Here is a 22,256-nt window from a genome sequence, read left to right on the forward strand (position 1 = left end):
ACTCCTTGTAATCGTTAATGCGCATGTTCGCCCGGCGGCGGCATGATTTCACCTTCCTCGTTCAGTTGCTTGACTTGTGATACCAGCGCACCGACATTCTGCCAGCCGAATCCCTCGAATTGCGCCACCCATCGCGCGCGCAGATAGCCGAAACGATCCGTCAGAAATTCCATGTGTTGCGGGAACATGCCTTTGCCCGATAAATCCGGCACCATGCGGATACGCCGGAACCACCAGTAAGCATTCTTGATTTCTTCCCAGCCTTCGGTGACGACTGGGAATGGCGCAATCGCGGTAATCTGCTGCAATTGCTCATCGGTCAGCGGATGAATCGGTACCGCCAAAATTTCCGTGTTCAAATCGCGGATCCGCTCATACGATGCCGCCAGCTGAAAAAAGCGGTCTTTCGCTGACGGCCAGGCGAACAGCACCATCAGCACATTTTTTTGCAGGCGGAAATCTTTCAGATTGCCGCTAGTGCCGTCGCTGGCGGAGTAATTAAACACCGGCGAGCCGATCACCGGCGTTTCCGGCACGATCATGGTGCCCAGCAGGCGCGCATCGAAACCGCGCGACATCGCATGCAGGAAATTGATCAAATCCCAGCGCTCTTCTTCCGACAATTTATCGGCGAATCCCGGCATCTCGGTTCCCGGAATACCGCGCGATAATTGGTGGTAAACATTGCCGACGGTATATTTCGCGGTATGTTCCTGGGTTAGCAAATCGGTCGGATCGCGCACGTCGGGATCGGCCACCGGCCGGGTGCCCTTGCCTTGCGGGCCATGACAAGCAACGCAGTGCTCCGCGAACAATTGCGCGCCGGCGACGATGGAAATCGCGTCGATCGGCACGGTCGGTTTTTTGTACGTTTCCGGATACGCTTCAATCGTCAGCGGCGGCAATGCCAGCGCCAGCGAACTGATGCCGAACGCGCCCGGCAACAGAAATTTCAGCGTCTTGCCGCCGGTATTCTCGCGGATCGCGAACCAGGCGGTCGCAATTCCAAGAGTCAGCAATGCCAGCCCGAACCATACCTGGCCTTCGACATCCGGATCATCCCAGACGGCGCTGATCGAAAAGCGGAACGGGAACGGCCAATTATCGATCATCGTATGCTTGGCGGGCAGCGTATTCGCCAAGATCGTCGCGACCAGAACCAGCACCAATGCCAATGCGAATTCGATGCGCACCCATTGATTCAAATGCGCCACGCTGTCGCTACGTTCCTGGTTTTGCATTCCGGTCAGCTTGGGCAGCCAGTGGTTGCGCGCTTGGTAAGCAATAAGCAGAATGACCGTCAAAATTACCAGCTTGCTGTCCAGCAGCCAGCCGTAAGGACTCGATACCAACGTATGGTATTTTTCATCGACCAGGCGGCCGGTAACGATTACGCCGGTTACCATGATCAGAATCATCGCGAGTAGCGCCACTGCGGAAAATTTCTGCAAATACCCGACCGCAGCTAGTGTGGCGGACCGGCCGATATCCTTGTTCAAATTCAGCAAGATCAGCAGGAAGGCCGGCAATGCGCCGAACCAAATACCCGCCAGCAGAATATGAATAGCATACGGCGCGATCGCCTCGAACGACATTTCATCGGCGCTGGAATGGCTCATCAAAGTACCCGCCACCAGCGGCAAAGCCGCGAGCACCGCGCACAGCACGTAGTGCCAGCGGGCGCGCTCGATTCCTTGCATTTTAATCACCGCGCATAACAACACGATCGCGAGAAACTCCCTGGCCGCCCAGATATGGCCGATCTGCGTGCGCTTTACAACATCGATCCAGGCCGCGGGATTCCAGGCATCGCTGACATCACCGGTTGCATCGCCGGTAGTCGTCGCCAGAATGCCGATCAGCCCGATCACGGTAATCCCCGCCAGCCACGGGAAAAGCTTCTCCAGCCGCGCCATCCAAGGCGTTTCCTGAATGTTGCTCGCTTGCCAGATGATGGCAAGAAACACGCAACTGCCAAAAACGATCAAATTAGCGGTTAATTGTGACCAGCGGGCCACTGCTGCAATGATTTCAATCATGGTTGTCCGTTAAAAACTGTTATAGGTAATGTTTGCAAAACAAATCACAAAAGCCATAAAACCATCCGATCGGTTGATAATTCAGAAGCTTTGCGGTATCGCGGATTGTTAAACATTTTACGCCGAGCTAACGGATATTCAAGGCATTCATTGTGGTTACTCAAACCATTTCATTCGGAATCCGGTGCTGGCTAGTATTTAAAGAATGTGGATGAAGTGCAAACGGAACGTCACCGGATTTATGAGCCGCAGTACAATGACACCCATGAGTCATTGCTAAAAGGAGCATTATGAAAACAGTATTGATCACCGGCTGCAACCGCGGCATCGGACTTGAATTCGCGCGCCAATACGCCAGCGGCGGCTGGCAGGTTTTCGCGTGTTGCCGCAAACCGGCGGCAGCGGATGCGCTCAACCGCTTAGCTAACCAATATCCCGATCGTATCCAGGTGCATGCGCTGGATGTCGCCGATCACCGGCAAATCGAGCAATTGTCGCAAACCTTGGCCGGTCAACCGGTCGACTTGCTGATTAACAATGCCGGCGTTTATCCGCCGGAGCGCGGCGATGCGTTCGGCAGCACCGATTATGCCGCATGGCAGCAAGCTTTTGAAGTCAACACCATGGCGCCGCTGAAAATGACCGAAGCGTTCATCCGGCAAGTGTCGCGCAGCGAGCTCAAAACCATCGTCACCATCACCAGCAAAATGGGCAGCATCGCCGATAATCGCGGCGGTGGAAGCTATATCTACCGCTCCAGCAAAGCGGGTGTCAACATCGTGATGAAAAGCCTGTCAATCGACTTGAATCCCAAGAAAATCATTGCCGTCCTGCTCCATCCCGGCTGGGTAAAAACCGACATGGGCGGCCCCGGCGCGTTGATCACCGCCGAACAAAGCGTCACCGGCATGCGCCGCGTGATCGGCAACCTCACACTGCAAGATTCCGGCAAGTTTTATGCGTTTGATGGAAAGGAAATACCTTGGTGAAATGAAAACCGGTAGCCGTAAAGATATTTTCAGCCAGGACAAATGTACTAGTAAAATAAGGAGCAATTGACCATTAATTTACTCATTGTCAATCCATACAATCGGCGTGTAAAAATTATTATAAATTTACGCCAAGAAACATATTGTTAATTTTAAGGAGCCTAATGATGATAAAAGATTTAATTGAAAAAGCTGCGAAGCTCCCGGCTGCAACTCCTCGGTTACTTGCAATTTCAGCGCTTACATTGTGTAGTATCTCTGCCGCATCGGCGGCTAGTATCACCTGGAGCAACGGTCCGAATTTCGGTGGCCCTAACGGCCATTTGGGTATTTTAACGAACGGTTCTCTGGTCGAAGCCGTCAATTTGTCAGGCGCTTCAACTGCTCCTCCCATTACAGTAGATCCAACCGGCATAAACATTACATTCAGCACCATCAATTCACCATTTTTTAATTCCAACTGGGCGTCTGCTACCGGCGGCGGCAATACCGATCCGGGATGGTCAGCCATTTTAAATACGTTTGAATGGCAAAGCGGCGCAAATGTTACTGCTGCCAATTTCCTCGACAGCCTGACCGTCGGCCATCAATACCAGGTGCAGTTTTTTGCCGCCCGCACCGATTGCTGCGCAACCCGCACGCATTGGTTCGGCGATAGTGAAGGAAATTTATCGACACCGATCAATGGCAATAGTTACACCAGTATCGTCGGAACATTTACCGCCGATGACGTGGATCAAACCATTCAATTTTTCGACAGTACAAACAATCCTATTTTGAATGCGTATGTACTTCGCGATATCACACCAGCGGTTCCGGAGCCCAGCACCTGGGCGATGTTGCTTGCAGGTTTGGGATTACTTGGATTCTCGGTTCGCCGCAGCAAAGCCGGTTAACCGATCGACAGAGAAGTTTTTCTTTCGATGAACAACCCCGCTCGCGAAGCGGGGTTTGTTTTTTGACGGCTTGTTAAGCCGAGCCGAGCGATAGCTCCGGCAGTACGCCCTTATGGTCTTGCAGGCTGCGCTCCGCAATGCGCAGTTTGTTGAGCAGGATCGTCAACTGGAAATAAAATTGATCACTGGCGATCATCTTCTGCCATTCATCGCCATCCGGATCGTCCTCATCGAGATTACGCCAGAACAAATTGCAGAAGCTACGGAAAGAAACCGGACGCCCTGCGATCAAATCGGCTTGGATGGGTTTTTCAATCCAGCGTTGTCTTCTTTCGATCAACCCTTCCGCGCCATCGCATACGACAACCGACAAATAGTCGTATAAATCCGATGTGCTGCGCATGTCATGAAGTTCAGGAAATTTTCTTTTACGGATGGCGTTGGCAATCAACTCTTGCAAAGCAATGGTCGAAACTTTAAGACTTACACCCGTTCTCAATTTGTATATTTTATCGAGGCACATAAATCTACCATTCAGGTTAGTAACAGCCGAAGCTAATGAGCAATTCGATTAAGAATCCTTGTTAAGGTTCATTATTGCTGAAATAACTTCAAAAGCATACCCCGCATCACGTTGCAGCCCCCAGACAAGCGATCACCTCACCATCGCTGACTTGCGGGAAATCGCGGTAAAACTGCCCCACCGCATAAAAATCGGCCGGGGTCGACAAGCAAACGATGCGATCCGCCTTGCCTTGCAACTTCTGGATAGTTTCAGGCGGAGCCACCGGCACGGCACAAATCAATTGCGCCGGTTTGCGGTTACGCAACGCATGTAACGCCGCGATCATGGTCGAACCGGTTGCCAGGCCATCGTCGATGACGATAACGATGCGCCCCGCCGGATTCACCGGCGGCCGTGCCGGCGTGTACTGCGCGCGCCGCCGCCGCATGGTTTCCATTTGCGCGGCTACTTCCCGTTGAACATAAAGATCGTCCGCCCCAGCTTTGGCGGCATACTCCGTCAAGTAAACCCAGCCGCTTTCATCGACCGAGCCGATGGCAAATTCCGGATTGCCCGGCGCACCGAGCTTACGCACCAGAACCACATCCATCTCGCCTTGCAATTGCTCAGCGATCAATTTGGCCATCGGCACCGAACCGCGCGGAATCGCCAGCACCAATGGATTCTTGCCGCGGTATTCGGAAAGTGCTTGTGCAAGCTTCTCAGCGGCAGCAATGCGATCGTTAAAAATCATGGTTTGCTCCTGCAGTTCAGTCACATCGTGCGGTTAATCAACGAACGCAATTCTGTTAATGGCCGGGTATTCAGTACATCGTGCTTTTCCAGCCAACCGCGCCGCGCCTGGCCGATACCGAAGCGCAAATTGGCAAAATCGTAAATGCTATGTGCGTCCGAATTGACACTAATCAAGACCCCCTCTTCCTTGGCCAATTGACAGTGGGTGTCGAGCAAATCGAGTCTTTCCGGATGCGCGTTCAATTCCAGAAAACAGCCGCGCTGCCTGGCTTCGCGGATAATACGCAACATATCGACATCGTACGGCTCGCGGCGCTGCAACAGGCGGCCCGTCGGATGCGCCAGCAGCGTGAAGTGCGGATGCTGCATAGCCCGCACGATGCGTTCGGTTTGTTTGGCGCGCGACAGATTGAAGTTGCTGTGCACCGCGGCCACCACCAAATCGAGCCGTGCCAGTGCGCTATCCGGCAGATCCAGGCGGCCGTCTTCCAGAATATCCACTTCGATGCTCTTCAACAAGGTAATGCCTTGCAATTCTTCGTTGAGCGCATCGATCGCCTCGCATTGCGCCAACAGCCGCGCCGTATCGAGTCCATGCGCCACTGTCAGCCGTTGCGAATGCTCGGTGATCGCCAGGTACTCAAACCCCTGCGACAAACCGGCAAGCGCCATTTCCCGCAGCGAATGATGGCCGTCGGTAGCCTTGGTATGCACATGCAAATCACCGCGCAAATCCTTTCGTTCGATCAATTGCGGCAACTTTCCGGATTTGGCGATGGCGATTTCGCCGCGATTCTCGCGCAGTTCTGGCGGTATATACGCAAGACCGACCGCCGCGTAAACCGACGCTTCGGTTTCTCCGGCGATATGCGTGTCATTGCGAAACACGCCGTATTCATTAATTTTTAAACCTTGTTTCTGAGCCAGCACGCGAATCGCGATGTTATGCGCTTTCGAGCCGGTCAAATAATGCAACGCGGCGCCGTACGATTCTTCTTTGACCACGCGCAAATCGACTTGCAATCCGCATTTGAGGATGATGCTGGCGCGCGTCGTCCCCGCCGACAGGGTATCCGTAACCTCATCATAACTGACAAAATGTTGAACCACTTGTCGCGCCGCCGCCGATGTCGGCGTAGTCGCCAATATATCCAGATCGCCGACGGTTTCCCGCATGCGCCGGTAACTGCCCGCAATGGTTACTTTCAAGACGCCCGGCGTCATCGCGAGATAGCGCTCCAGCGCATCGGCGTACTGTGCCGCAACCGCCAGTTTAAAGCGCTGCGTCTGATTGGCATGCACTTCGATCGCTTGCAGGATATTGCTCTCGGTTTTCTCGCCGAATCCCGGCAAAGTGCGGATCCGGCCGTCTCGGGCGGCGCGGTATAACTGCTCCAGCGTTTGCACATCGAGGTCGTGATACAACGCTTTGACTCGCTTGGGACCGAGTCCGGGAATTCTGAGCAGATCGGTAATCGCGGGCGGCAATTCGGTATGCAACCGGTCGAGCAGGCTGCAATGCCCGGTCGTGACAATTTCCTTGATTTTCGCCGCCAGATCATCGCCGATCCCCGGTAAGCGGGTCAGATCGCCGCCGTTTTCCAGCAAACGTGAAACTTCTTGCGGCAGTTCGCCAAGGATGCGCGCCGCATTGCGGTAAGCACGGATGCGGAATGGATTAGCCCCCTGGATTTCCAGAAAATCCGCGATCTCTTCAAAGATACCGGCGATATCGGCATTGTGCTTCGGCATAATTTCTTCTCCCCGCTTTCACTTTACTTCGCTTCCAAGTCTCGCACAATTGATCCAGCGCAAAAAAAGTACAGAAAAATACATCCCGGCGCGATGAAACTACTACAATGAAATAAAACGTGCACAGCAATTACTATGACATGAGTTCTTCGTATTTTGAACATGATGCGGATATCGGGATTATCGGCCGCGGCCTGACCATTGAGCAATCGTTCGAAGCGGCGGCGCACGCGGTGTTTGCGATCATTACCAATATCGAAGCAGTGCAACCGCTGACGGGGATCGAGATCGAATTTGAAGAAGCCGACCCGGAGCTGGCCTTGGTGATTTGGTTGAATCAAATCCTGGGAAAGTCGCGCGAATCCGGTATGGTATTCGGTCATTTTTATGTCCACCGCCAGGATGATCATTGGCATGGCAAGGTGCTTGGCGAACCGTGGCGGGAGGGATTGGAGCGCGGCGTCGAAGTCAAAGGCGCCACGCTGACCATGTTGTCGGTCAAGCAAATCGGACCGGTTTGGGAATCACGTTGCGTGGTCGATGTATGAATATTCAACCATTACAAGCATTACATTCATATCTGTGGACATTGCCTAAATCGAAAAATGAGGCAAGAGCGGAGATTTTGCTGTACGGCAGTCAACCGTTACTGGCCAGCATGGATGACAAGGTGCTGGAACAAATCGCCAACGTCGCCGCATTGCCTGGACTCGTCGGCGCCGCGATGACCATGCCGGATGCGCACTGGGGCTATGGATTTCCCATCGGCGGCGTCGCGGCTTTCGACGCCGAACAAGGCGGCATCATTTCCGCCGGCGGCGTCGGCTTCGATATTTCCTGCGGCATCCGCTGCCTGCGCAGCAATCTGAAGCTTGCCGACGCCGCGCCGTTGTTGCAGCGCCTGGCCGACCGGCTGTTCGCAACCATCCCCGCCGGCGTTGGTGAGGAAGGCAGTATTCATTTGAATCCGCAACAACTCGATCAAGTCTTGACCGGCGGCGCGCAGTGGGCCGTCAAGCAAGGCTACGGCAATCCAGCTGATCTCGAATTTATTGAAGAAAACGGCCGGGTCAGCCGCGCGGTGCCGGACAATGTGTCGGAGCTCGCCAAAAAACGCCAGCGCGGCGAAATGGGCACATTGGGTTCCGGCAACCATTATCTCGAAGTGCAGGTGGTTGAAAAAATTTACGATCAGCCAATCGCTCAAACTTTTGGATTGCAGGAAGGACAATTGGTGATTTCCATCCATTGCGGTTCGCGTGGCCTCGGTCATCAAATCGGCACCGATTATCTGATGATGCTCGCAAAGGCGGCGAATCGCCTCGGCATCCGCTTGCCCGACCGGGAATTGGCTTGCGCTCCGATCAAATCCCCCGAAGGACAGCGCTATTTAGGCGCGATGAATGCCGCGATCAATTGCGCGTTGGCTAACCGGCAGATCTTGACCCACCTGACCCGCGAAACATTCAACGAAATCTTTCCGCAAGCCGTGCTGGAAACGCTATTCGACGTGTCACACAACACCTGCAAGGAAGAAACGCACGAAGTCGATGGCAAACCCCGGGGTTTGCACGTGCATCGCAAGGGCGCCACGCGCGCGTTCGGACCGGGGCATCCGCGATTACCGCAGCGCTACCGGGATTCGGGTCAGCCGGTCATTATCGGCGGCAGTATGGGCACCGGTTCTTACATTCTCGCCGGCACCCGCAGCAACCCGGCATTCGCTTCCTGCAGTCACGGCGCAGGCCGCGCCATGAGCCGCAACCAGGCATTAAAACAATGGCAAGGCAAAACCCTGATTCAGGAATTATTGCAGCAAGGCATCCTGATCCGTACCCGCTCAATGCGTGGCGCTGCCGAAGAAGCACCGGGCGCCTACAAGGATGTCGATATCGTTGCCGAAGTCACGGAACAGGCTGGACTTGCTCGCCGGGTAGCTTTCTTGCGCCCGAAAGTATGTATAAAAGGATAACTTCGCAATCACCTCGTTCATAAGGAGAAACATCATGGAAGTCACATTGCAAATTACGACGCGAGATATTCCGCATTCCGATGCCCTGGAAAGCCATATCCGTGAAAAAGCGGCAAAGCTGGAAAAATTTTATCCACACATCATGAGCTGCCGGATTGTCGTTGAATTGCCGCATAAACATCATCATCAAGGCCGGTTGTTTGACGTACACATCGACATGACAGTGCCTGGCGGAGAGCTGGTGGTTAATCGTGTCGCCAACGAAGATGTTTATGTCGCGGTACGCGATGCATTCGATGCCGCTAAACGGCAATTGGAGGATTACGGACGGAAGCAGCATGTTTCCGGCAGCGAAACTTAATCCTGTGATCCGCCGCGTATGGCAATTCAGCTTGCACCGGGTGATGCGCTGATGATCATCGACCTGCAAAACGATTTTCTGGAAGGAGGCAGCCTGGAAGTTCCCGGCTCGAATGCCCTCATTCCGGTATTCAATCGCTATATCGTCCGTTTCCAGCAATCCCGCTTACCGGTTATCGCCACCCGCGACTGGCACCCGTCGGATCATTGCTCGTTTGTGCAGCAGGGCGGGCCGTGGCCGCCACATTGCATCGCCGGATCGGCTGGTGCGGCTTTTCATGCTGACCTGGCATTACCGGCTGATACGCACGTCATTTCCAAAGCAATTACACGCGAAGCCGATGCCTATTCCGGCTTTTCCGGCACCGGCTTGCAGGATTTGCTGCAATCCTTGCATATCCAGAGGATTTTTGTCGGCGGCATCGCAACCGAATACTGTGTGCACGAGACTGTAAACGATGCGCTGCAGCTGGGCTATTCCGTTACCGTGCTGCAAGACGCCACACAGGCGATTAACCGCAAACCGCACGACGGAATAAAAGCCATCGACGACATGATCGCGCATGGCGCAACACTGACTCAGTTTCAGGAGCTTGCCGCATGAATCCGATAACCAGCCCGTTACTGGCCGATCTGTACCAATTCACCATGCTGCAAACCTATTTGGAACAGGATATGCAGCAAACCGCGGTGTTTGAATTGTTCGTAAGAAAATTGCCGCCGGGACGCAATTTCCTGGTTGCCGCCGGCCTGGAGCAAGTGCTGGAATTTCTGGAGAACATGCAGTTTTCAGCGGAAGAACTGGATTGGCTGGCGACCCGTTTCCCGCCGCAGGTAATCGATTACCTCGAACACTTCCGCTTTGAAGGCGATGTGCATGCCATGCCGGAAGGCACGGTCTTTTTCCCGAACGAGCCGATTCTGCGCATCACCGCGCCAATGCCGCAGGCTCAATTGGTCGAATCGCGCATTATCAATCTGCTGCACTTTGAAACGCTGATTGCCTCAAAAGCGGCGCGATCGGTGCAAGTTGCGCCGGATAAATTGCTGGTCGATTTCGGCATGCGCCGTGCGCATGGCGCGGAAGCAGGATTGCTGGCTGCACGCGCCAGTTATCTCGCGGGTTTTTCCGGCACGGCTACGGTGCTGGCCGGCGCGTTGTATGATATTCCGGTTTTTGGCACCATGGCGCATTCGTTCATCCAGGCTCACGGCGATGAAAGCCTGGCTTTCGAGCATTTCGCCCGCTCGCACCCGGACAATACGATTTTGCTGATCGACACTTACGATACCGAAGCTGCCGCGCATAAAACCGTCGCCTTGGCGAATAAACTGAAAGCGGATCATATCGGCATCAAGGGTGTGCGCCTCGACAGCGGCGATTTGGCCGCACACGCCAAAAATGTCCGGCAAATTCTCGATAACGGCGGCTTGCACGGCACCACGATTTTTGCCAGCGGCAATCTCGACGAATACAAACTGCAAACATTATTAGCCGCCCGCGCACCAATCGACGGTTTCGGCATCGGCACCGCCTTGGACATTTCCATCGATGCCCCATCGCTCGATTGCGCCTACAAGCTGCAGGAATCTGCCGGAAAAGCACGGCGTAAACGCTCCGAAGGCAAAGCCACCTGGCCGGGCAGAAAGCAGGTTTATCGCCTCTTCACCGATGACGGTTACATCGATGGCGATACTGTCACGCTGGAAGACGATGACCCGCAACCGGGCACGCCGTTGATCCAACCGTTCATGCGCGCCGGAAAGCGGTTGCAGCCGAAGCCATCGCTGCACGAATTACGCCAGCAAACACTGGTCAATTATGACGGCTTGCCATCCGCGATGATCACGCTCGAAACAGCAAATGCCTATCCGGTAACGATTTCAGAGGCATTGAAAGCGCTCGCCCGTCAATTGGATCAGGAGCAATTCCTGCACGATCAAAAAATCGTACTACCAGAAAAATGACGTATGTTTTTCAACGCAACATTACCGAGTGTAATAGCTTGACAAAATTATCAAAGGGAGCAAGATGAAAGGCGTGTAGTCAGACGGAATGATAGTCGTTGTCGGCAACAAGAAGACATAATTTTATTATTACAATTAGCAAGTTACATGACAGGAGAATAAAATCATGGGCACCCGAAGCATCCCCCCTAATTTTCGTCAAATCATGCGTCATGATACGGTTTTTAAAGAGCGCGTACACGATGCTTATAAAATCAAGGAGAAATTGCCGGAGCCGACCGTTTGCCCGCAATGCAACGCAGTATTCCATAGCGGACGGTGGCAATGGACGGCGGCGCCCGCCAATGCGCACCAACATAATTGCCCGGCGTGCCAGCGCATCATCGATCATTATCCCGCCGGCTTTCTGACGCTGGAGGGTGAATTCTTTCACAGCCATCGCGATGAAATTCTGCATCTGGTGCAAAATTTCGAAAAAAAGGAAAAATCCGAACACCCGTTGCAGCGCATTATTGCGACTGAAAAGCAGAATGGCTCGTTTTTGATTACAACCACCGATATTCACTTGGCGCGCGGCATCGGTGAGGCGATTCATGATGCTTATCAAGGCGATCTGGATTTTCACTATAACCAGGATGAGAATTTACTGCGCGTGCATTGGTCGCGCTGATAACGATAAAAAATAAAGGAGACTGCTATGAGCGTCGGCGAAATTTGCAACCGTGAAGTCATTGTCATTCAACGCGATGAGCCCGTTGTGGAAGCGGCAAAACTGATGCGCCAATACCATGTCGGCGCTGTCATTGTAATCGATAAACCCAACGGCTCCGCGATACCGGTGGGTATCGTCACCGATCGCGACTTGGTCGTGGAAGTGCTGGCTACCGAGTTGGACGAGAAAGTCATCACTGTCGGCGACATTATGACGCCGGAGTTGTTTACCGTGAAAGAAAGCACCGCCACGCATGATGCTATCGAATTCATGCGCCGCAAAACCATCCGCCGGCTGCCGATCGTCGACGATGCCGGTGAACTGGTCGGAATTCTGACGCTGGACGATGTCCTGGAGATTTTGTCGGAAGAATTGCTCGATCTCGCAAAACTGGTACGGTACGAACAGAAGAAAGAAACCCGCCACCGTCCATAGGCGGGTGTCCTCGCACACCGCCGGTTGATTGCTCTGAACCGGCGGGATTGCATCGTTATCCTTCAACAGACCCGCTCTTGAATTTCCGTTGAAGCGCTCAATATTACTCATCATTAGTAAACTGTTGAGATGAACGCCATGGAACAATCTGCCGTAACCCCGCTCGAATTGCCCGCCGATGTCATCGCGCTCGTGCCGATGCGCAATGTCGTGCTATTTCCCCATGTGTTAATGCCGGTCACCGTTGGCCGGGAACGATCGATTGCGACGATTCAGCATGCATTGCAAGCGAAAACCCCGGTCGGCATCGTGCTGCAAAAAGATGCTATGGCCGATGAACCGGGCCTCGAAGCACTCTGCCAAGTCGGAACGATTGCCAATGTCGTCAGGCATATCGCTTCCGAAGACGGTACGCACCATGCCGTTTGCCTCGGCGTCGAGCGTTTCCGGATCGAAGAACTGGTCGAAGGTTACCCGTTCATCGCCGCGCGGATAAAACGCATTCAGGAAACCGCCGCCGTTACCACGCAAATTGAAGCATTGGCGCTGCAATTGCGCGAACGCGCGATCGAAATTCTGTCGTTGCTGCCGGGGGTACCGGCGGAACTGGCGCATGCATTGCAAGCGACCCGCGCGCCATCCGATCTGGCCGATATCACCGCCAGCCTGCTGGATACCGAAATCAGCGAAAAACAAAAATTGCTGGAAACCATCGATACCGAAGCGCGCTTGCAATATGTACTGCAAATTATCACGCGGCGCATCGAAGTGCTGCGGCTTTCGCAAGAAATCGGCGAACGCACCAAAGAACAAATGGAAGACCGCGAACGCAAGTATTTACTGCGCGAACAGTTAAAAGCCATTCAGAAAGAACTCGGTGAAGACGGCGAGAACGATCAGGAAATCGCAAAATTGCACGACACCATCGCCGCTGCCGGCATGCCAAGCGATATCGAGGAACAAACCCGCAAGGAATTGCAGCGGTTGCAGCGAATGCCCGCGGCGTCCAGCGAATACTCGATGCTGCATACTTATCTCGAATGGATGACAGAATTGCCGTGGCAATTGCCGGAAGAAAAACCGATCGACCTCCATGCCGCGCGCGAAGTGCTTGAGGCGGATCACTTCGGGCTGGAACGCATCAAGCAGCGTATCGTGGAATTTCTCGCGGTACAAAAATTAAAACAGCAAGGCCGCGCACCGATTCTTTGTTTTGTCGGTCCGCCGGGCGTCGGCAAGACTTCGCTCGGTCAAAGCATCGCGCGGGCGTTGCAACGCCCGTTTGTCAGGGTGTCATTGGGCGGCGTGCACGACGAAGCGGAAATGCGCGGCCACCGCCGCACCTACGTCGGCGCCATGCCGGGCAATATCATCCAAGGTCTGCGCAAGGCTGGCGCGCGCAATTGCGTGATGATGCTCGATGAGATCGACAAAATGACCGCCAGCGCACACGGCGATCCGTCAGCGGCGCTGCTGGAGATTCTCGATCCGGAACAAAATTCGACATTCCGCGATAACTATCTGGGTGTGCCGTTCGACTTGAGCCGGGTAATCTTCATCGCCACCGCCAATGTCATCGACAATGTTCCGCCGCCGGTGCGCGATCGCATGGAAATCATCGACTTGCCGGGGTATACGCAAGAAGAAAAATTACAGATCGCACAGCGATATTTAGTGCAACGCCAAAGCGAAACCAACGGCTTGCAAACCGATCAATGCGTACTGACATCCGAAGCGTTACAAAGCATCGTCGCGAATTACACGCGCGAAGCCGGTGTGCGCCAATTCGAACGCGAAATCGGCCGGGTTATGCGGCACGCCGCGTTACGTATTGCGCAAGGCGAATTGCAGCAAGTGCGGATCGACACACTGAATTTGCCGGACATCCTCGGGCCGGAAAAATTCGAGCATGAGCTGGCGCTGCTGACCGACATGCCCGGCGTTGCGACCGGTTTGGCTTGGACACCGGTCGGCGGCGACATTTTGTTCATTGAAGCCACGCGCGTCAATGGCAGCGGCCGCCTGATCCTGACCGGACAACTCGGCGATGTCATGAAAGAAAGCGCGCAAGCCGCACTCACGCTGGTCAAAGCACGCGCCAGCGATTTACAGATTCCGGCATCGGTTTTTGACGGTATCGACGTGCACTTACACGTCCCTGCCGGGGCCATTCCAAAAGACGGACCGAGCGCCGGCGTAGCCATGTTCATTGCATTGGCTTCATTGTTTACCAACCGGCCAGTACGGCACGATGTCGCCATGACCGGTGAAATCAGCTTGCGCGGCTTCGTATTGCCGGTCGGCGGCATCAAGGAAAAAATACTGGCGGCGCAACGCGCCGGTATCCGGAAAGTGCTGCTGCCCGCGCGTAACCGGAAAGATTTGCAAGATGTGCCCGAAACAACACGTCAAGCAATGCAATTCATTTTTCTGGAAACCGCCGATGACGCGGTCCGGGCGGCGCTCAATCCAATCAACCGCAATGCCGCCGCAACTGCTGACTTGATCCTGGTTTAATAAGCCGCTGCAACATTATCTGCATTGCCGCTACGGTGTAAAAAACTGTAGCGGCAATTTGCCGCATTGCGGTTTGGTCCTTCATCAGTTACATTGGACAACTGATAGTGTTTCAATCATCATGAAATATTGTTGTCATCTGCTATTGCTATCCTTGATTTAGCGTTTGATGAGAGGAGTAAATACCATGCAATATCCCGAAATACCGATCCAAGCTAATCCCATTTATCAACCCAAACGGCTTGAAAGCAATCCGCCAATCTATGAAGCGGGTCAATTACGGCGCGCAAAAATGCACGCGGCACGAATGATTGAGGTTTTAGACGACAAGAAAGTTTTGACGCCTTCCCTGTATCAGTTGCTGGAAACCAGCATTATTCTGGAAACGACCGATTCTAAAATTCTCGCCGGATGGTTAAAACGGACACCCGCCGCAGTTCGCTCGGATCTGCAGAAAATATGCGTTTCGCTCGCGAATTATTAGTCATTCATTGAGCAATGCTTTCGAGAAATCGATGCGAAGTCAAAGCTGGTGAAAAAGCACGGTTTATGGCGTAATAAATGAGCATTTTTCGGCTGTTTTCAATACCGTAGCGGCGACGCAGATAGTTTTCAACGATCTGTCAAGGAAACGCTGAGTAATTCAACGAATGAGATGAAGCACGAGGCGCACGGAACGCAGCAACCGGGACATATCAACAAGATAGGCGAGGATGCGAATACCGCGTAACGAAGTGACTCGCTCATGCAGTCAATTAATCGGCGTTTCCCCAATGAAAAATCCCCGGAATGGCGAACCAATCAGGGGATTTAAAGGAAATTCAAACGTTGGTTTTATCTGACTGGCTGTTTACGCAGCGAGAAACCTATTAAACCGACTCCGACGATCAACATCGCATAGGTTTCAGGTTCCGGAACCGCGCTGACACCGATCACGAAATCATCCCAATCGCCCAGTTTCTTGGATCCGGCGCTGTCGTTATAGCCCAGCACGTAGTCGTATACGACCGAACCGACCAGCATGTTGGTGCCGATCAATCCGATCGAAGTGCCTTTATCCCAATCGCCGCCGTTGACGGCAAATTTGCCGACATCGCCTTCGAATTTGAAATTCAGCGCTCCAATTGTGCTGACCAGCGTACTGACCGATGTTCCGACCGGATCGGATTCCCGCAGCTGATGACCGCCCAGCAGATCATAAAACTTGTCGTTGAATCCGGACTCCTGTCCCAAGTAAGTATAAGTCACCATCTGCGATCCCGGACCTGCGAAATCAAGATGTCCTATACTCACTGTAGAACCGGTTGGCAGCGTTGCGAATCCTGAAACGTTAAACGCTTCGGTCCGCTTTGCCGTATCCGTCTCCACAAACACCAGCGCGGCATTGGCTGCGCTTGCGCAAACCAGCAATCCCGCGGCGGCGATCGTGGCATAGCAAATTTTCTTCATGCTTAATCTCCGAAAAAGTTTCGTCAAAAAAGTAATTCAATGAACGAATTACTTTTACCCATTGCTGTAAGAAACCAGCACGACTATTTCGAACGATCTGCCACGAGGGTTTAGATAATTTTTGTCCTACCTGCGGTTATTAGCTGAATAAAGGATTATTTTGACGGATGACGGCATCAAGCTTTATGCAGCATATTCAACGCTTTCATAGCCAGCGGCGCACGGTCTTCAAATAGTTAGCGTAATCCTCGCCGAATTTCGTCAACAGCACTTTTTCTTCCGGAATGATCTGAAACCGGTTCAGATACCACACGAACAACGGCAACAACAGCAGCGGCAAGCCATTCTCCAAATAGACATTCCATGCCGCCAGCAGCAACAGGAAACCGGCATACATCGGGTTGCGGCTGAACCGGTAAACACCGTGCGTGACCAGCGAGGACGATTGATCCGGCGTGAATGGATTGGCGGTCGTCCGTGCAGCAATAAATGTCGCAATGCCACTCGCAATCAGCATCATCCCGATCAGCCAAAGCGCCAATGCGATCCATTCCTTACCCGGGATAGCCACCGCCGCCCACGGCGCCAGTTCCGCGACGGCCCGCATCAATCCGGCAAACACTAAGACCACCGCAGCCGGAGGAATTTTCAATTCAAGACGATGCATGGTATTCCTCAAGAAGAAACGTTATCTTGCGAAACGCTGGATTGAACGGTTTGAGCGGTTTGCGACCATTTCCCCCAGAAATATCCGGCCGCTATCCCGAGCAACCAGCTCAGAACAACCAGCACCGGCAGCAAATGCGATCCGCTGGTATCGCGGAATTGCATCATCAGCAACCCAAGCGGCAATGCGCCGGTCACCAGCAGCAGTTCGGGCAGGATCGCGCCCTGACTCCAGCGCGAAAGCCCGTAGGACACCGCGGTGAAAAACAGCAACGCCAGAACCATTTGAACAGCCCAGGAAATGCCGCTCCACAATAAACCGAAACCGAGAAACGACAATAAAAAACCGCCGCCCAAGGCGGCCAATGCGATTAGCAACCCTTTCCAAGGGTTGGGTTGATTGAGATTATTTTGCATAACTTCCTTTGATGAACGTAATCAATGGTTAAACAATAAAATATGGAGGATGTGGTGAGTCAAAGCGAACCGCATCGATCGCAAACTCAGCGGTCAGGTGTAATTCTTGCAGCTTTGCCATGACGACATCGAATAGAACGGTGCCAGCTTGCACAGCATAACGCGCAAAACCAAGAATTTTTGTCCTTCCGAAGAATAGCCCCAACCGGCGTTGGGTGCAATGATAGTACTACCCAATTCCCTGCTGACTGTATGCTCCAATTTCACAGGCGGTGGTAATGGCCACGGTGTTTGACAACCCAACTATCCTTATGTAAATTCTACGAGGTACTTCATTTTTCCAATGCCCTCAGGGCCTTACTTAGCGGAGGCTATTTTGAAAAAAATTAGTTTGCATGGTTTTATGACTGCTTTTTGTTTCGGAATTATTTCTTTTGCCAGTACTGCGAACGCTGAACCGGTAAGCTGCAATGCCTGTACAAGCGACGGTGGCCTCGGATACTCCAGAACGTGCTGCGTTACCAGGGTAGACCCGAATCCATCTCCTAACGTAGATCCAACGTATCAGTACTGCAGAGTCATGGATTGTCTTCCTGGTCAAGACGCTCCTGATGAAATTCGAGAAAGCGATGCTCCTGGCTTCACGCTTCCGATTCATGACAAGTATCCAGACGCACCCCGGACCATTAAAATTCAGATTCCTGCAGTTCCTCACAAGGAATAGCAAGAAATCGTAGTTTTTATCACCCCAAGCAATATCTCGCTTGGGGGACATCAACCTATAACTTACCCAACCCACTCTCCTTTCGCAACAGCCCCACCCCCAGAACCGCCATCGTAATGGAAACGAACGGATTCAGCACATTCAACAAGGCGTACAGCGCGTAATCGAGTGTCGGCACGCCCAAGGTCGCGGCGTAGAAAGTCCCGGCGGTGGTCCACGGAATCAAGCCGGTTGTGATCGTCGAGCCTTCTTCGACCGAGCGTGACAACACCGCCGGGTCGAGGTCTTTTTCGCGGTAGGCACCCTTAAACAGTTGGCAATTCAGGATGATGGAGATATACGCTTCGCCCATCGCTAAGTTGCCGGCCAGACCGGATGCGATGGTCGCGGCGATCAAGGTGCTGCTACGGTGGATCGCGGCGATCAAACGCAGCAGCAGCACCCGCAGAAACCCGGCGTGATGCAAAATGCCGCCGAGCGCCAGCGCCATGATCGATAACAACAGCGTCCAGGCCATGCTGTACAAACCGCCGCGCCCGAGCAATTCGTCGATGCTGGCGATGCCGGTCTGGCCGGGCGAATTCAGCCACAGCGCATTGAGCGCGTCGACGCCATCTTTGCCCTGATAGCCGATGGCAATCGCCAATGCCAGCAGGATGCTGCACGACATGCTGACTTCGGCGGCGTAGCGTCTGATGCTCAGGCCGAACATCAATACCAGCGGCAGCAGCGTGATCCACCCGTCCAGCCGGTAAGAACCCGCCAAAGCATTGCGGATCTCGGTCAAATGCTCGCCGGGCAACTGATTCCCGCCGTATTGCAAACCCCACACGGTGAAAATAATCAGCACGATGACGAAGGTCGGCAACGTGGTATACAACATCGAGCCGATATGCCGGTACAGATTCGTTCCCGCGCTCATTGCCGCGAGGTTGGTGGTATCCGATATCGGTGATAACTTGTCGCCGAACGTCGCGCCGGAGACGATCATGCCCGCCACCAGCGGCAGCGGAATCCCCATCGCATCGCCGATGCCGATCAACACCACGCCGATGGTGCCGGTGGTGCCCCAGGACGTGCCGGTTGCGACCGACATCAAGCTGCATAACACAAACCCGGCTGCCAGAAATAAGGCGGGATCGAGCCAATTCAGGCCGAGGTACAACAAGGTCGCGATCGTGCCGCTGTGCATGAAGCTGGCGATCACCATGCCGATCAGCATGAAAATATAAATCGACGGCAACGCTTTGGTAATGCCGTCGTTCATCATGCCGCGGATGGCGGCAAACGGAAGCCCCAGACCGCGCGCGTGCAATCCGGCCCAAATCAACGCCAGAAACATCAATGCATGCAAACTGATCTGAAATACAAACAAACCCAGCGAAATCAACAGCAACACGCCGCCGAAACAAAGCGCCGCTTGCCAAAAGGATGGCAGCGGCTGTGTTACCGGTAATTCATCTAACGTGGGTTGCTCATCAGTCATTGCCATCGCCTAGCTTTGCGTACCGCTTTCAAACAAAGCCAGCCATTCACCATACCCGGCCGCTTGCATATCTTGCTTAGCGATGAATTTCAGCGACGCGGAATTGATACAATAGCGCAAGCCGGTCGGCGCCGGGCCGTCGTTGAATACATGACCCAAGTGGCTGCCGGCGTAACGGCTGCGCACCTCGGTGCGCGGCATCCACAGCTCGTAATCGGTTCTGAACTGCATATACTGTTCGCTGATCGGCCGGTAAAAACTCGGCCAGCCGGTGCCGGAATCGAATTTATGCACCGACGCAAACAGCGGTTCACCCGATACAATGTCGACATAGATGCCTTCGGCGTGGTGATCCCAGTATTCGTTCTGGAAAGGCGGCTCGGTCCCGGCGTGTTGCGTAACTTCGTACTGCAACGGCGTTAATGTTTTTTCCAGGGACTCGGGGTCTGTTTTAAATTGCTCGAAGGGGTTGTTGCTCATTGTATTGTTTCCTTAACACATAGGGGCGTCTCTAAAAACTCAGAGTTTTAGACAAGACGAGGCGAGAACAAAAAATATTTTTGCAGCATATGATTGGAGACCTTTGCACGGTGTCATGAGCGGTACAAGAATAAGGCAAAAATTTGCGAAAAAGCGGAGTTTACACGGGGTAAATGAGCATTTTTCGCAAATTTTTAACGCAATTATCGTGCCGCGTAGTAACCGTACAAAGGTCTCGATTGATATGTAAGGAAATATTTTTTTAGATCAACGAAGTATTGTAACAAAATATGAATTTTTAGAGATGCCCATAAAATTAATCATGAAATTTACCGGTACCATTTCTCATTTGTCGCAAAAGGGCCTCGGCGTGGTCAAAAATACCGAGAATAACTTATCGTATTTCGTCTATGGCGCCTGGCCGGGCGATCACGGCGAATTCGAAGTGATCGACAAACCGCTCAACAATAAAAAATTCGCCTACGCCAAACTCGTCCGGCTGCTGCAACCGTCCGGTCAGCGGCAAACGCCACCTTGTCCGCATGCCACGGCGGAAGATCATGCCTGCACCGGCTGCCCGTGGATGATTGCCGATTATACAAGCCAGCTCGAACAAAAACGCAATCGCGTGGTTTATGCGATGCGGCGCGTTGGTTTCGACACCGCGCAACTGGCGATCAGTCACGTCCATCCATCCCCGCAACAATTGGGCTACCGCAACCGCTGCCAAATCAAAACCGACGGCGTGCGGCTCGGTTTCGTCTCCGAAGATTCGCATCAAATCGCACCGGTCGAAGATTGCCTGGTGCTCAACGACGCTTGCCGCGCATTGCTGAAATCGGTGCAACAACAATTGCCGAATCCGCAATGGCAAGATGGCTTGACGCAACCGTGGCATTTTATCGATCTGGACGACGGCTTGCAGCCGCAGGAAATCGCCATCGACCGCAAACGCCCGTTCAAACAAGGCAATACTGCGCAAAGCGAATGGATGCAGAGTTGGCTCAAAGAAAAACTCGCCGCCCATCCTGGCCCGGCGAAAGTGGTGGAACTGTTCTGCGGCTCCGGCAATTTCACATCGGTCATCGCCGCCTCGAACTGCACGGAAGTGCTGGCGTACGAAGCCGATACCGCCGCCATCGAGCAACTGAAAGCCAGGCAACTTCCCAAAGTGAAACCGCGAATCGCCGATCTGTACGACCCACGCATCTGGAAACAACTGCAACCGCAAGCCGGCCATGCGCAAATCCTGGTGCTTGACCCGCCACGCGCCGGACTAAAAAAACATCAGGGATTCTTCGAGTGTTTTAAAGCATTGCGAGCGATTTACTACATCTCCTGCAACCCCGAAACCTTCGCGCGCGACGCCTGGTTCTTCTGCCAGCACGGCTGGACCATCGACGGCATCCAGCTCGCCGATCTGTTTCCGCATACCGCGCATGTTGAGACGTTGGCTGTGTTTAGCAAGCGATAGTCAGGACAACCGGCTGATGGCTGAGGTTGTCATTGCCCGCCAGAAGCCGGGAACGGGATTATGAAATTGATTCCATTGACACGTCTTTGTATCAATCGTCTCAAAATTTCTCTCTTATATATTAAGTTAGGTATCACAGAACAGTTGACAATAGAAACTATTAATACTACTATTTCTACTATAAATAAATAGGAGGGATAGATATGGTTGCTATAGATATAGATTTTGAAGTTTTTAAAGAACTAACCATGCGGCGGCGCTCTGAAGCAATGACCGAGAATGAAGTAATTCGCGAGATTCTTGGTCTTTCAAAGCCAACCGCCCATACAAAGGCTGCCACACTCGCAAGCAACAGAGGCACACCATGGGTTTCGAAAGGTGTAACCTTTCCGCATGGAACTGAGTTTCGAACCACCCACAAGGGTCAGCAGTACACCGGGATAGTTCAGAATGGTGCCTTAGTTGTAAATGGCAAGCGCTTCTCCTCGCCGTCCGCTGCCGCAGTCGCAATTACTGGCAACCCAGTAAATGGTTGGATGTTTTGGGAATGCTTAGTGCCAGAAACAACAAAATGGAAAACGATCGCCGAGCTTCGAAAGTAATACTGCCCAACTACGCCTTCCAGCGAACGTGCCTGACGGCGAGCCGCTAAAGGTAAC

22 protein-coding genes are annotated in these 22,256 nt (G+C 53.2%); 13 read left to right on the plus strand and 9 right to left on the minus strand.

The window, feature by feature from the left end:
- Positions 1 to 14 precede the first annotated feature (14 nt).
- Positions 15 to 2,039, minus strand: a complete 2,025-nt coding sequence (locus RBH92_RS10800) for a CopD family protein (protein WP_307932061.1) — start codon at positions 2,037 to 2,039, stop codon at positions 15 to 17.
- Between the two features lie 290 nt (positions 2,040 to 2,329).
- Here RBH92_RS10800 and RBH92_RS10805 point away from each other — a divergent pair, with 290 nt between their 5' ends.
- Both RBH92_RS10805 and RBH92_RS10810 read left to right on the plus strand, forming a co-directional pair.
- Complete coding sequence (locus tag RBH92_RS10805) at positions 2,330 to 3,028, plus strand: SDR family oxidoreductase (protein ID WP_307932062.1); 699 nt, start codon at positions 2,330 to 2,332, stop codon at positions 3,026 to 3,028.
- 164 nt (positions 3,029 to 3,192) lie between these two features.
- On the plus strand, positions 3,193 to 3,924 hold the full coding sequence (locus RBH92_RS10810) for a PEPxxWA-CTERM sorting domain-containing protein (RefSeq protein WP_307932063.1): 732 nt from the start codon (positions 3,193 to 3,195) through the stop codon (positions 3,922 to 3,924).
- A 73-nt stretch (positions 3,925 to 3,997) separates the two neighbouring features.
- Here RBH92_RS10810 and RBH92_RS10815 read toward each other — a convergent pair whose 3' ends face one another.
- The 3 genes from RBH92_RS10815 to polX form a co-directional block, all read right to left on the minus strand.
- The gene (locus RBH92_RS10815; protein ID WP_307932064.1) at positions 3,998 to 4,447 is read right to left on the minus strand and encodes a hypothetical protein; all 450 of its coding nucleotides are present in this window, start codon (positions 4,445 to 4,447) and stop codon (positions 3,998 to 4,000) included.
- A 106-nt stretch (positions 4,448 to 4,553) separates the two neighbouring features.
- Positions 4,554 to 5,183 carry a phosphoribosyltransferase gene (locus RBH92_RS10820; RefSeq protein ID WP_307932065.1) on the minus strand — a complete coding sequence of 210 codons (630 nt, stop codon included), beginning with the start codon at positions 5,181 to 5,183 and terminating at the stop codon, positions 4,554 to 4,556.
- A 20-nt stretch (positions 5,184 to 5,203) separates the two neighbouring features.
- Complete coding sequence (polX, locus tag RBH92_RS10825; protein ID WP_307932066.1) at positions 5,204 to 6,937, minus strand: DNA polymerase/3'-5' exonuclease PolX; 1,734 nt, start codon at positions 6,935 to 6,937, stop codon at positions 5,204 to 5,206.
- A gap of 140 nt (positions 6,938 to 7,077) precedes the next feature.
- Between polX and RBH92_RS10830 the strand changes: the two genes are divergently transcribed.
- The 9 genes from RBH92_RS10830 (at position 7,078) to RBH92_RS10870 (ending at position 15,385) form a co-directional block, all read left to right on the plus strand.
- Complete coding sequence (locus RBH92_RS10830) at positions 7,078 to 7,485, plus strand: archease (protein ID WP_307932067.1); 408 nt, start codon at positions 7,078 to 7,080, stop codon at positions 7,483 to 7,485.
- Positions 7,482 to 8,909: an RtcB family protein gene (locus tag RBH92_RS10835; protein ID WP_307932068.1), complete on the plus strand. Its 1,428-nt coding sequence runs from the start codon at positions 7,482 to 7,484 to the stop codon at positions 8,907 to 8,909. Before RBH92_RS10830 ends, RBH92_RS10835 begins: the two co-directional genes overlap by 4 nt.
- A 34-nt stretch (positions 8,910 to 8,943) precedes the next feature.
- Positions 8,944 to 9,270, plus strand: coding sequence for a ribosome hibernation-promoting factor, HPF/YfiA family (hpf, locus tag RBH92_RS10840; protein WP_307932069.1), 327 nt, complete (start codon positions 8,944 to 8,946; stop codon positions 9,268 to 9,270).
- Between the two features lie 18 nt (positions 9,271 to 9,288).
- Positions 9,289 to 9,873, plus strand: coding sequence for an isochorismatase family protein (locus tag RBH92_RS10845; protein WP_307932070.1), 585 nt, complete (start codon positions 9,289 to 9,291; stop codon positions 9,871 to 9,873).
- Entirely contained in the window at positions 9,870 to 11,237 is a 1,368-nt protein-coding gene (locus RBH92_RS10850) for a nicotinate phosphoribosyltransferase (RefSeq protein ID WP_307932071.1), read from the plus strand. The genes RBH92_RS10845 and RBH92_RS10850 overlap by 4 nt, the downstream gene beginning before the upstream one ends.
- Before the next feature lie 166 nt (positions 11,238 to 11,403).
- Positions 11,404 to 11,907: a BCAM0308 family protein gene (locus tag RBH92_RS10855; protein ID WP_307932072.1), complete on the plus strand. Its 504-nt coding sequence runs from the start codon at positions 11,404 to 11,406 to the stop codon at positions 11,905 to 11,907.
- Between the two features lie 27 nt (positions 11,908 to 11,934).
- Complete coding sequence (locus tag RBH92_RS10860) at positions 11,935 to 12,384, plus strand: CBS domain-containing protein (protein WP_307932073.1); 450 nt, start codon at positions 11,935 to 11,937, stop codon at positions 12,382 to 12,384.
- A gap of 138 nt (positions 12,385 to 12,522) precedes the next feature.
- Positions 12,523 to 14,901 carry an endopeptidase La gene (gene lon, locus RBH92_RS10865; RefSeq protein ID WP_307932074.1) on the plus strand — a complete coding sequence of 793 codons (2,379 nt, stop codon included), beginning with the start codon at positions 12,523 to 12,525 and terminating at the stop codon, positions 14,899 to 14,901.
- Positions 14,902 to 15,088: 187 nt separating this feature from the next.
- On the plus strand, positions 15,089 to 15,385 hold the full coding sequence (locus RBH92_RS10870; RefSeq protein ID WP_307932075.1) for a hypothetical protein: 297 nt from the start codon (positions 15,089 to 15,091) through the stop codon (positions 15,383 to 15,385).
- A gap of 350 nt (positions 15,386 to 15,735) precedes the next feature.
- Here the strand turns inward: RBH92_RS10870 and RBH92_RS10875 are convergent, their stop codons facing one another.
- The 5 genes from RBH92_RS10875 to msrB all read right to left on the minus strand — a co-directional run bounded on the left by RBH92_RS10875 (position 15,736) and on the right by msrB (position 20,123).
- Positions 15,736 to 16,350 (minus strand): PEP-CTERM sorting domain-containing protein, encoded by a 615-nt coding sequence (locus RBH92_RS10875; RefSeq protein WP_307932076.1) that lies wholly within the window; start codon positions 16,348 to 16,350, stop codon positions 15,736 to 15,738.
- A 205-nt stretch (positions 16,351 to 16,555) separates the two neighbouring features.
- Complete coding sequence (locus RBH92_RS10880) at positions 16,556 to 17,017, minus strand: methyltransferase family protein (RefSeq protein WP_307932077.1); 462 nt, start codon at positions 17,015 to 17,017, stop codon at positions 16,556 to 16,558.
- An 8-nt stretch (positions 17,018 to 17,025) separates the two neighbouring features.
- On the minus strand, positions 17,026 to 17,433 hold the full coding sequence (locus tag RBH92_RS10885) for a lysophosphatidic acid receptor (protein ID WP_307932078.1): 408 nt from the start codon (positions 17,431 to 17,433) through the stop codon (positions 17,026 to 17,028).
- 779 nt (positions 17,434 to 18,212) lie between these two features.
- Positions 18,213 to 19,649, minus strand: a complete 1,437-nt coding sequence (gene nhaC, locus RBH92_RS10890) for a Na+/H+ antiporter NhaC (protein ID WP_307932079.1) — start codon at positions 19,647 to 19,649, stop codon at positions 18,213 to 18,215.
- 3 nt (positions 19,650 to 19,652) lie between these two features.
- Complete coding sequence (gene msrB / locus RBH92_RS10895) at positions 19,653 to 20,123, minus strand: peptide-methionine (R)-S-oxide reductase MsrB (protein WP_307932080.1); 471 nt, start codon at positions 20,121 to 20,123, stop codon at positions 19,653 to 19,655.
- A 322-nt stretch (positions 20,124 to 20,445) separates the two neighbouring features.
- Between msrB and RBH92_RS10900 the strand changes: the two genes are divergently transcribed.
- The gene (locus RBH92_RS10900) at positions 20,446 to 21,597 is read left to right on the plus strand and encodes a class I SAM-dependent RNA methyltransferase (protein WP_307932081.1); all 1,152 of its coding nucleotides are present in this window, start codon (positions 20,446 to 20,448) and stop codon (positions 21,595 to 21,597) included.
- Positions 21,598 to 21,800: 203 nt separating this feature from the next.
- Positions 21,801 to 22,199, plus strand: a complete 399-nt coding sequence (locus RBH92_RS10905; protein WP_307932082.1) for a DUF4357 domain-containing protein — start codon at positions 21,801 to 21,803, stop codon at positions 22,197 to 22,199.
- Positions 22,200 to 22,256 lie beyond the last annotated feature (57 nt).

It is taken from the genome of Nitrosomonas sp. sh817, from assembly GCF_030908545.1.
In the GTDB taxonomy this organism is placed as follows: Bacteria; Pseudomonadota; Gammaproteobacteria; order Burkholderiales; family Nitrosomonadaceae; genus Nitrosomonas.

What these genes read in the sequence shown, in the direction of transcription:
- RBH92_RS10905 (WP_307932082.1), top strand. Translation starts at nt 21,801, where the DNA reads ATGGTTGCTATAGATATAGATTTTGAAGTTTTTAAAGAACTAACCATG.
- msrB (WP_307932080.1), bottom strand. Translation starts at nt 20,123, where the DNA reads ATGAGCAACAACCCCTTCGAGCAATTTAAAACAGACCCCGAGTCCCTG.
- RBH92_RS10855 (WP_307932072.1), top strand. Translation starts at nt 11,404, where the DNA reads ATGGGCACCCGAAGCATCCCCCCTAATTTTCGTCAAATCATGCGTCAT.
- RBH92_RS10835 (WP_307932068.1), top strand. Translation starts at nt 7,482, where the DNA reads ATGAATATTCAACCATTACAAGCATTACATTCATATCTGTGGACATTG.
- RBH92_RS10800 (WP_307932061.1), bottom strand. Translation starts at nt 2,039, where the DNA reads ATGATTGAAATCATTGCAGCAGTGGCCCGCTGGTCACAATTAACCGCT.
- RBH92_RS10885 (WP_307932078.1), bottom strand. Translation starts at nt 17,433, where the DNA reads ATGCAAAATAATCTCAATCAACCCAACCCTTGGAAAGGGTTGCTAATC.
- RBH92_RS10860 (WP_307932073.1), top strand. Translation starts at nt 11,935, where the DNA reads ATGAGCGTCGGCGAAATTTGCAACCGTGAAGTCATTGTCATTCAACGC.
- RBH92_RS10845 (WP_307932070.1), top strand. Translation starts at nt 9,289, where the DNA reads ATGGCAATTCAGCTTGCACCGGGTGATGCGCTGATGATCATCGACCTG.
- RBH92_RS10820 (WP_307932065.1), bottom strand. Translation starts at nt 5,183, where the DNA reads ATGATTTTTAACGATCGCATTGCTGCCGCTGAGAAGCTTGCACAAGCA.
- RBH92_RS10815 (WP_307932064.1), bottom strand. Translation starts at nt 4,447, where the DNA reads ATGTGCCTCGATAAAATATACAAATTGAGAACGGGTGTAAGTCTTAAA.
- lon (WP_307932074.1), top strand. Translation starts at nt 12,523, where the DNA reads ATGGAACAATCTGCCGTAACCCCGCTCGAATTGCCCGCCGATGTCATC.
- RBH92_RS10875 (WP_307932076.1), bottom strand. Translation starts at nt 16,350, where the DNA reads ATGAAGAAAATTTGCTATGCCACGATCGCCGCCGCGGGATTGCTGGTT.
- RBH92_RS10900 (WP_307932081.1), top strand. Translation starts at nt 20,446, where the DNA reads ATGAAATTTACCGGTACCATTTCTCATTTGTCGCAAAAGGGCCTCGGC.
- nhaC (WP_307932079.1), bottom strand. Translation starts at nt 19,649, where the DNA reads ATGGCAATGACTGATGAGCAACCCACGTTAGATGAATTACCGGTAACA.
- RBH92_RS10830 (WP_307932067.1), top strand. Translation starts at nt 7,078, where the DNA reads ATGAGTTCTTCGTATTTTGAACATGATGCGGATATCGGGATTATCGGC.
- RBH92_RS10880 (WP_307932077.1), bottom strand. Translation starts at nt 17,017, where the DNA reads ATGCATCGTCTTGAATTGAAAATTCCTCCGGCTGCGGTGGTCTTAGTG.
- RBH92_RS10805 (WP_307932062.1), top strand. Translation starts at nt 2,330, where the DNA reads ATGAAAACAGTATTGATCACCGGCTGCAACCGCGGCATCGGACTTGAA.
- hpf (WP_307932069.1), top strand. Translation starts at nt 8,944, where the DNA reads ATGGAAGTCACATTGCAAATTACGACGCGAGATATTCCGCATTCCGAT.
- RBH92_RS10810 (WP_307932063.1), top strand. Translation starts at nt 3,193, where the DNA reads ATGATGATAAAAGATTTAATTGAAAAAGCTGCGAAGCTCCCGGCTGCA.
- polX (WP_307932066.1), bottom strand. Translation starts at nt 6,937, where the DNA reads ATGCCGAAGCACAATGCCGATATCGCCGGTATCTTTGAAGAGATCGCG.
- RBH92_RS10870 (WP_307932075.1), top strand. Translation starts at nt 15,089, where the DNA reads ATGCAATATCCCGAAATACCGATCCAAGCTAATCCCATTTATCAACCC.
- RBH92_RS10850 (WP_307932071.1), top strand. Translation starts at nt 9,870, where the DNA reads ATGAATCCGATAACCAGCCCGTTACTGGCCGATCTGTACCAATTCACC.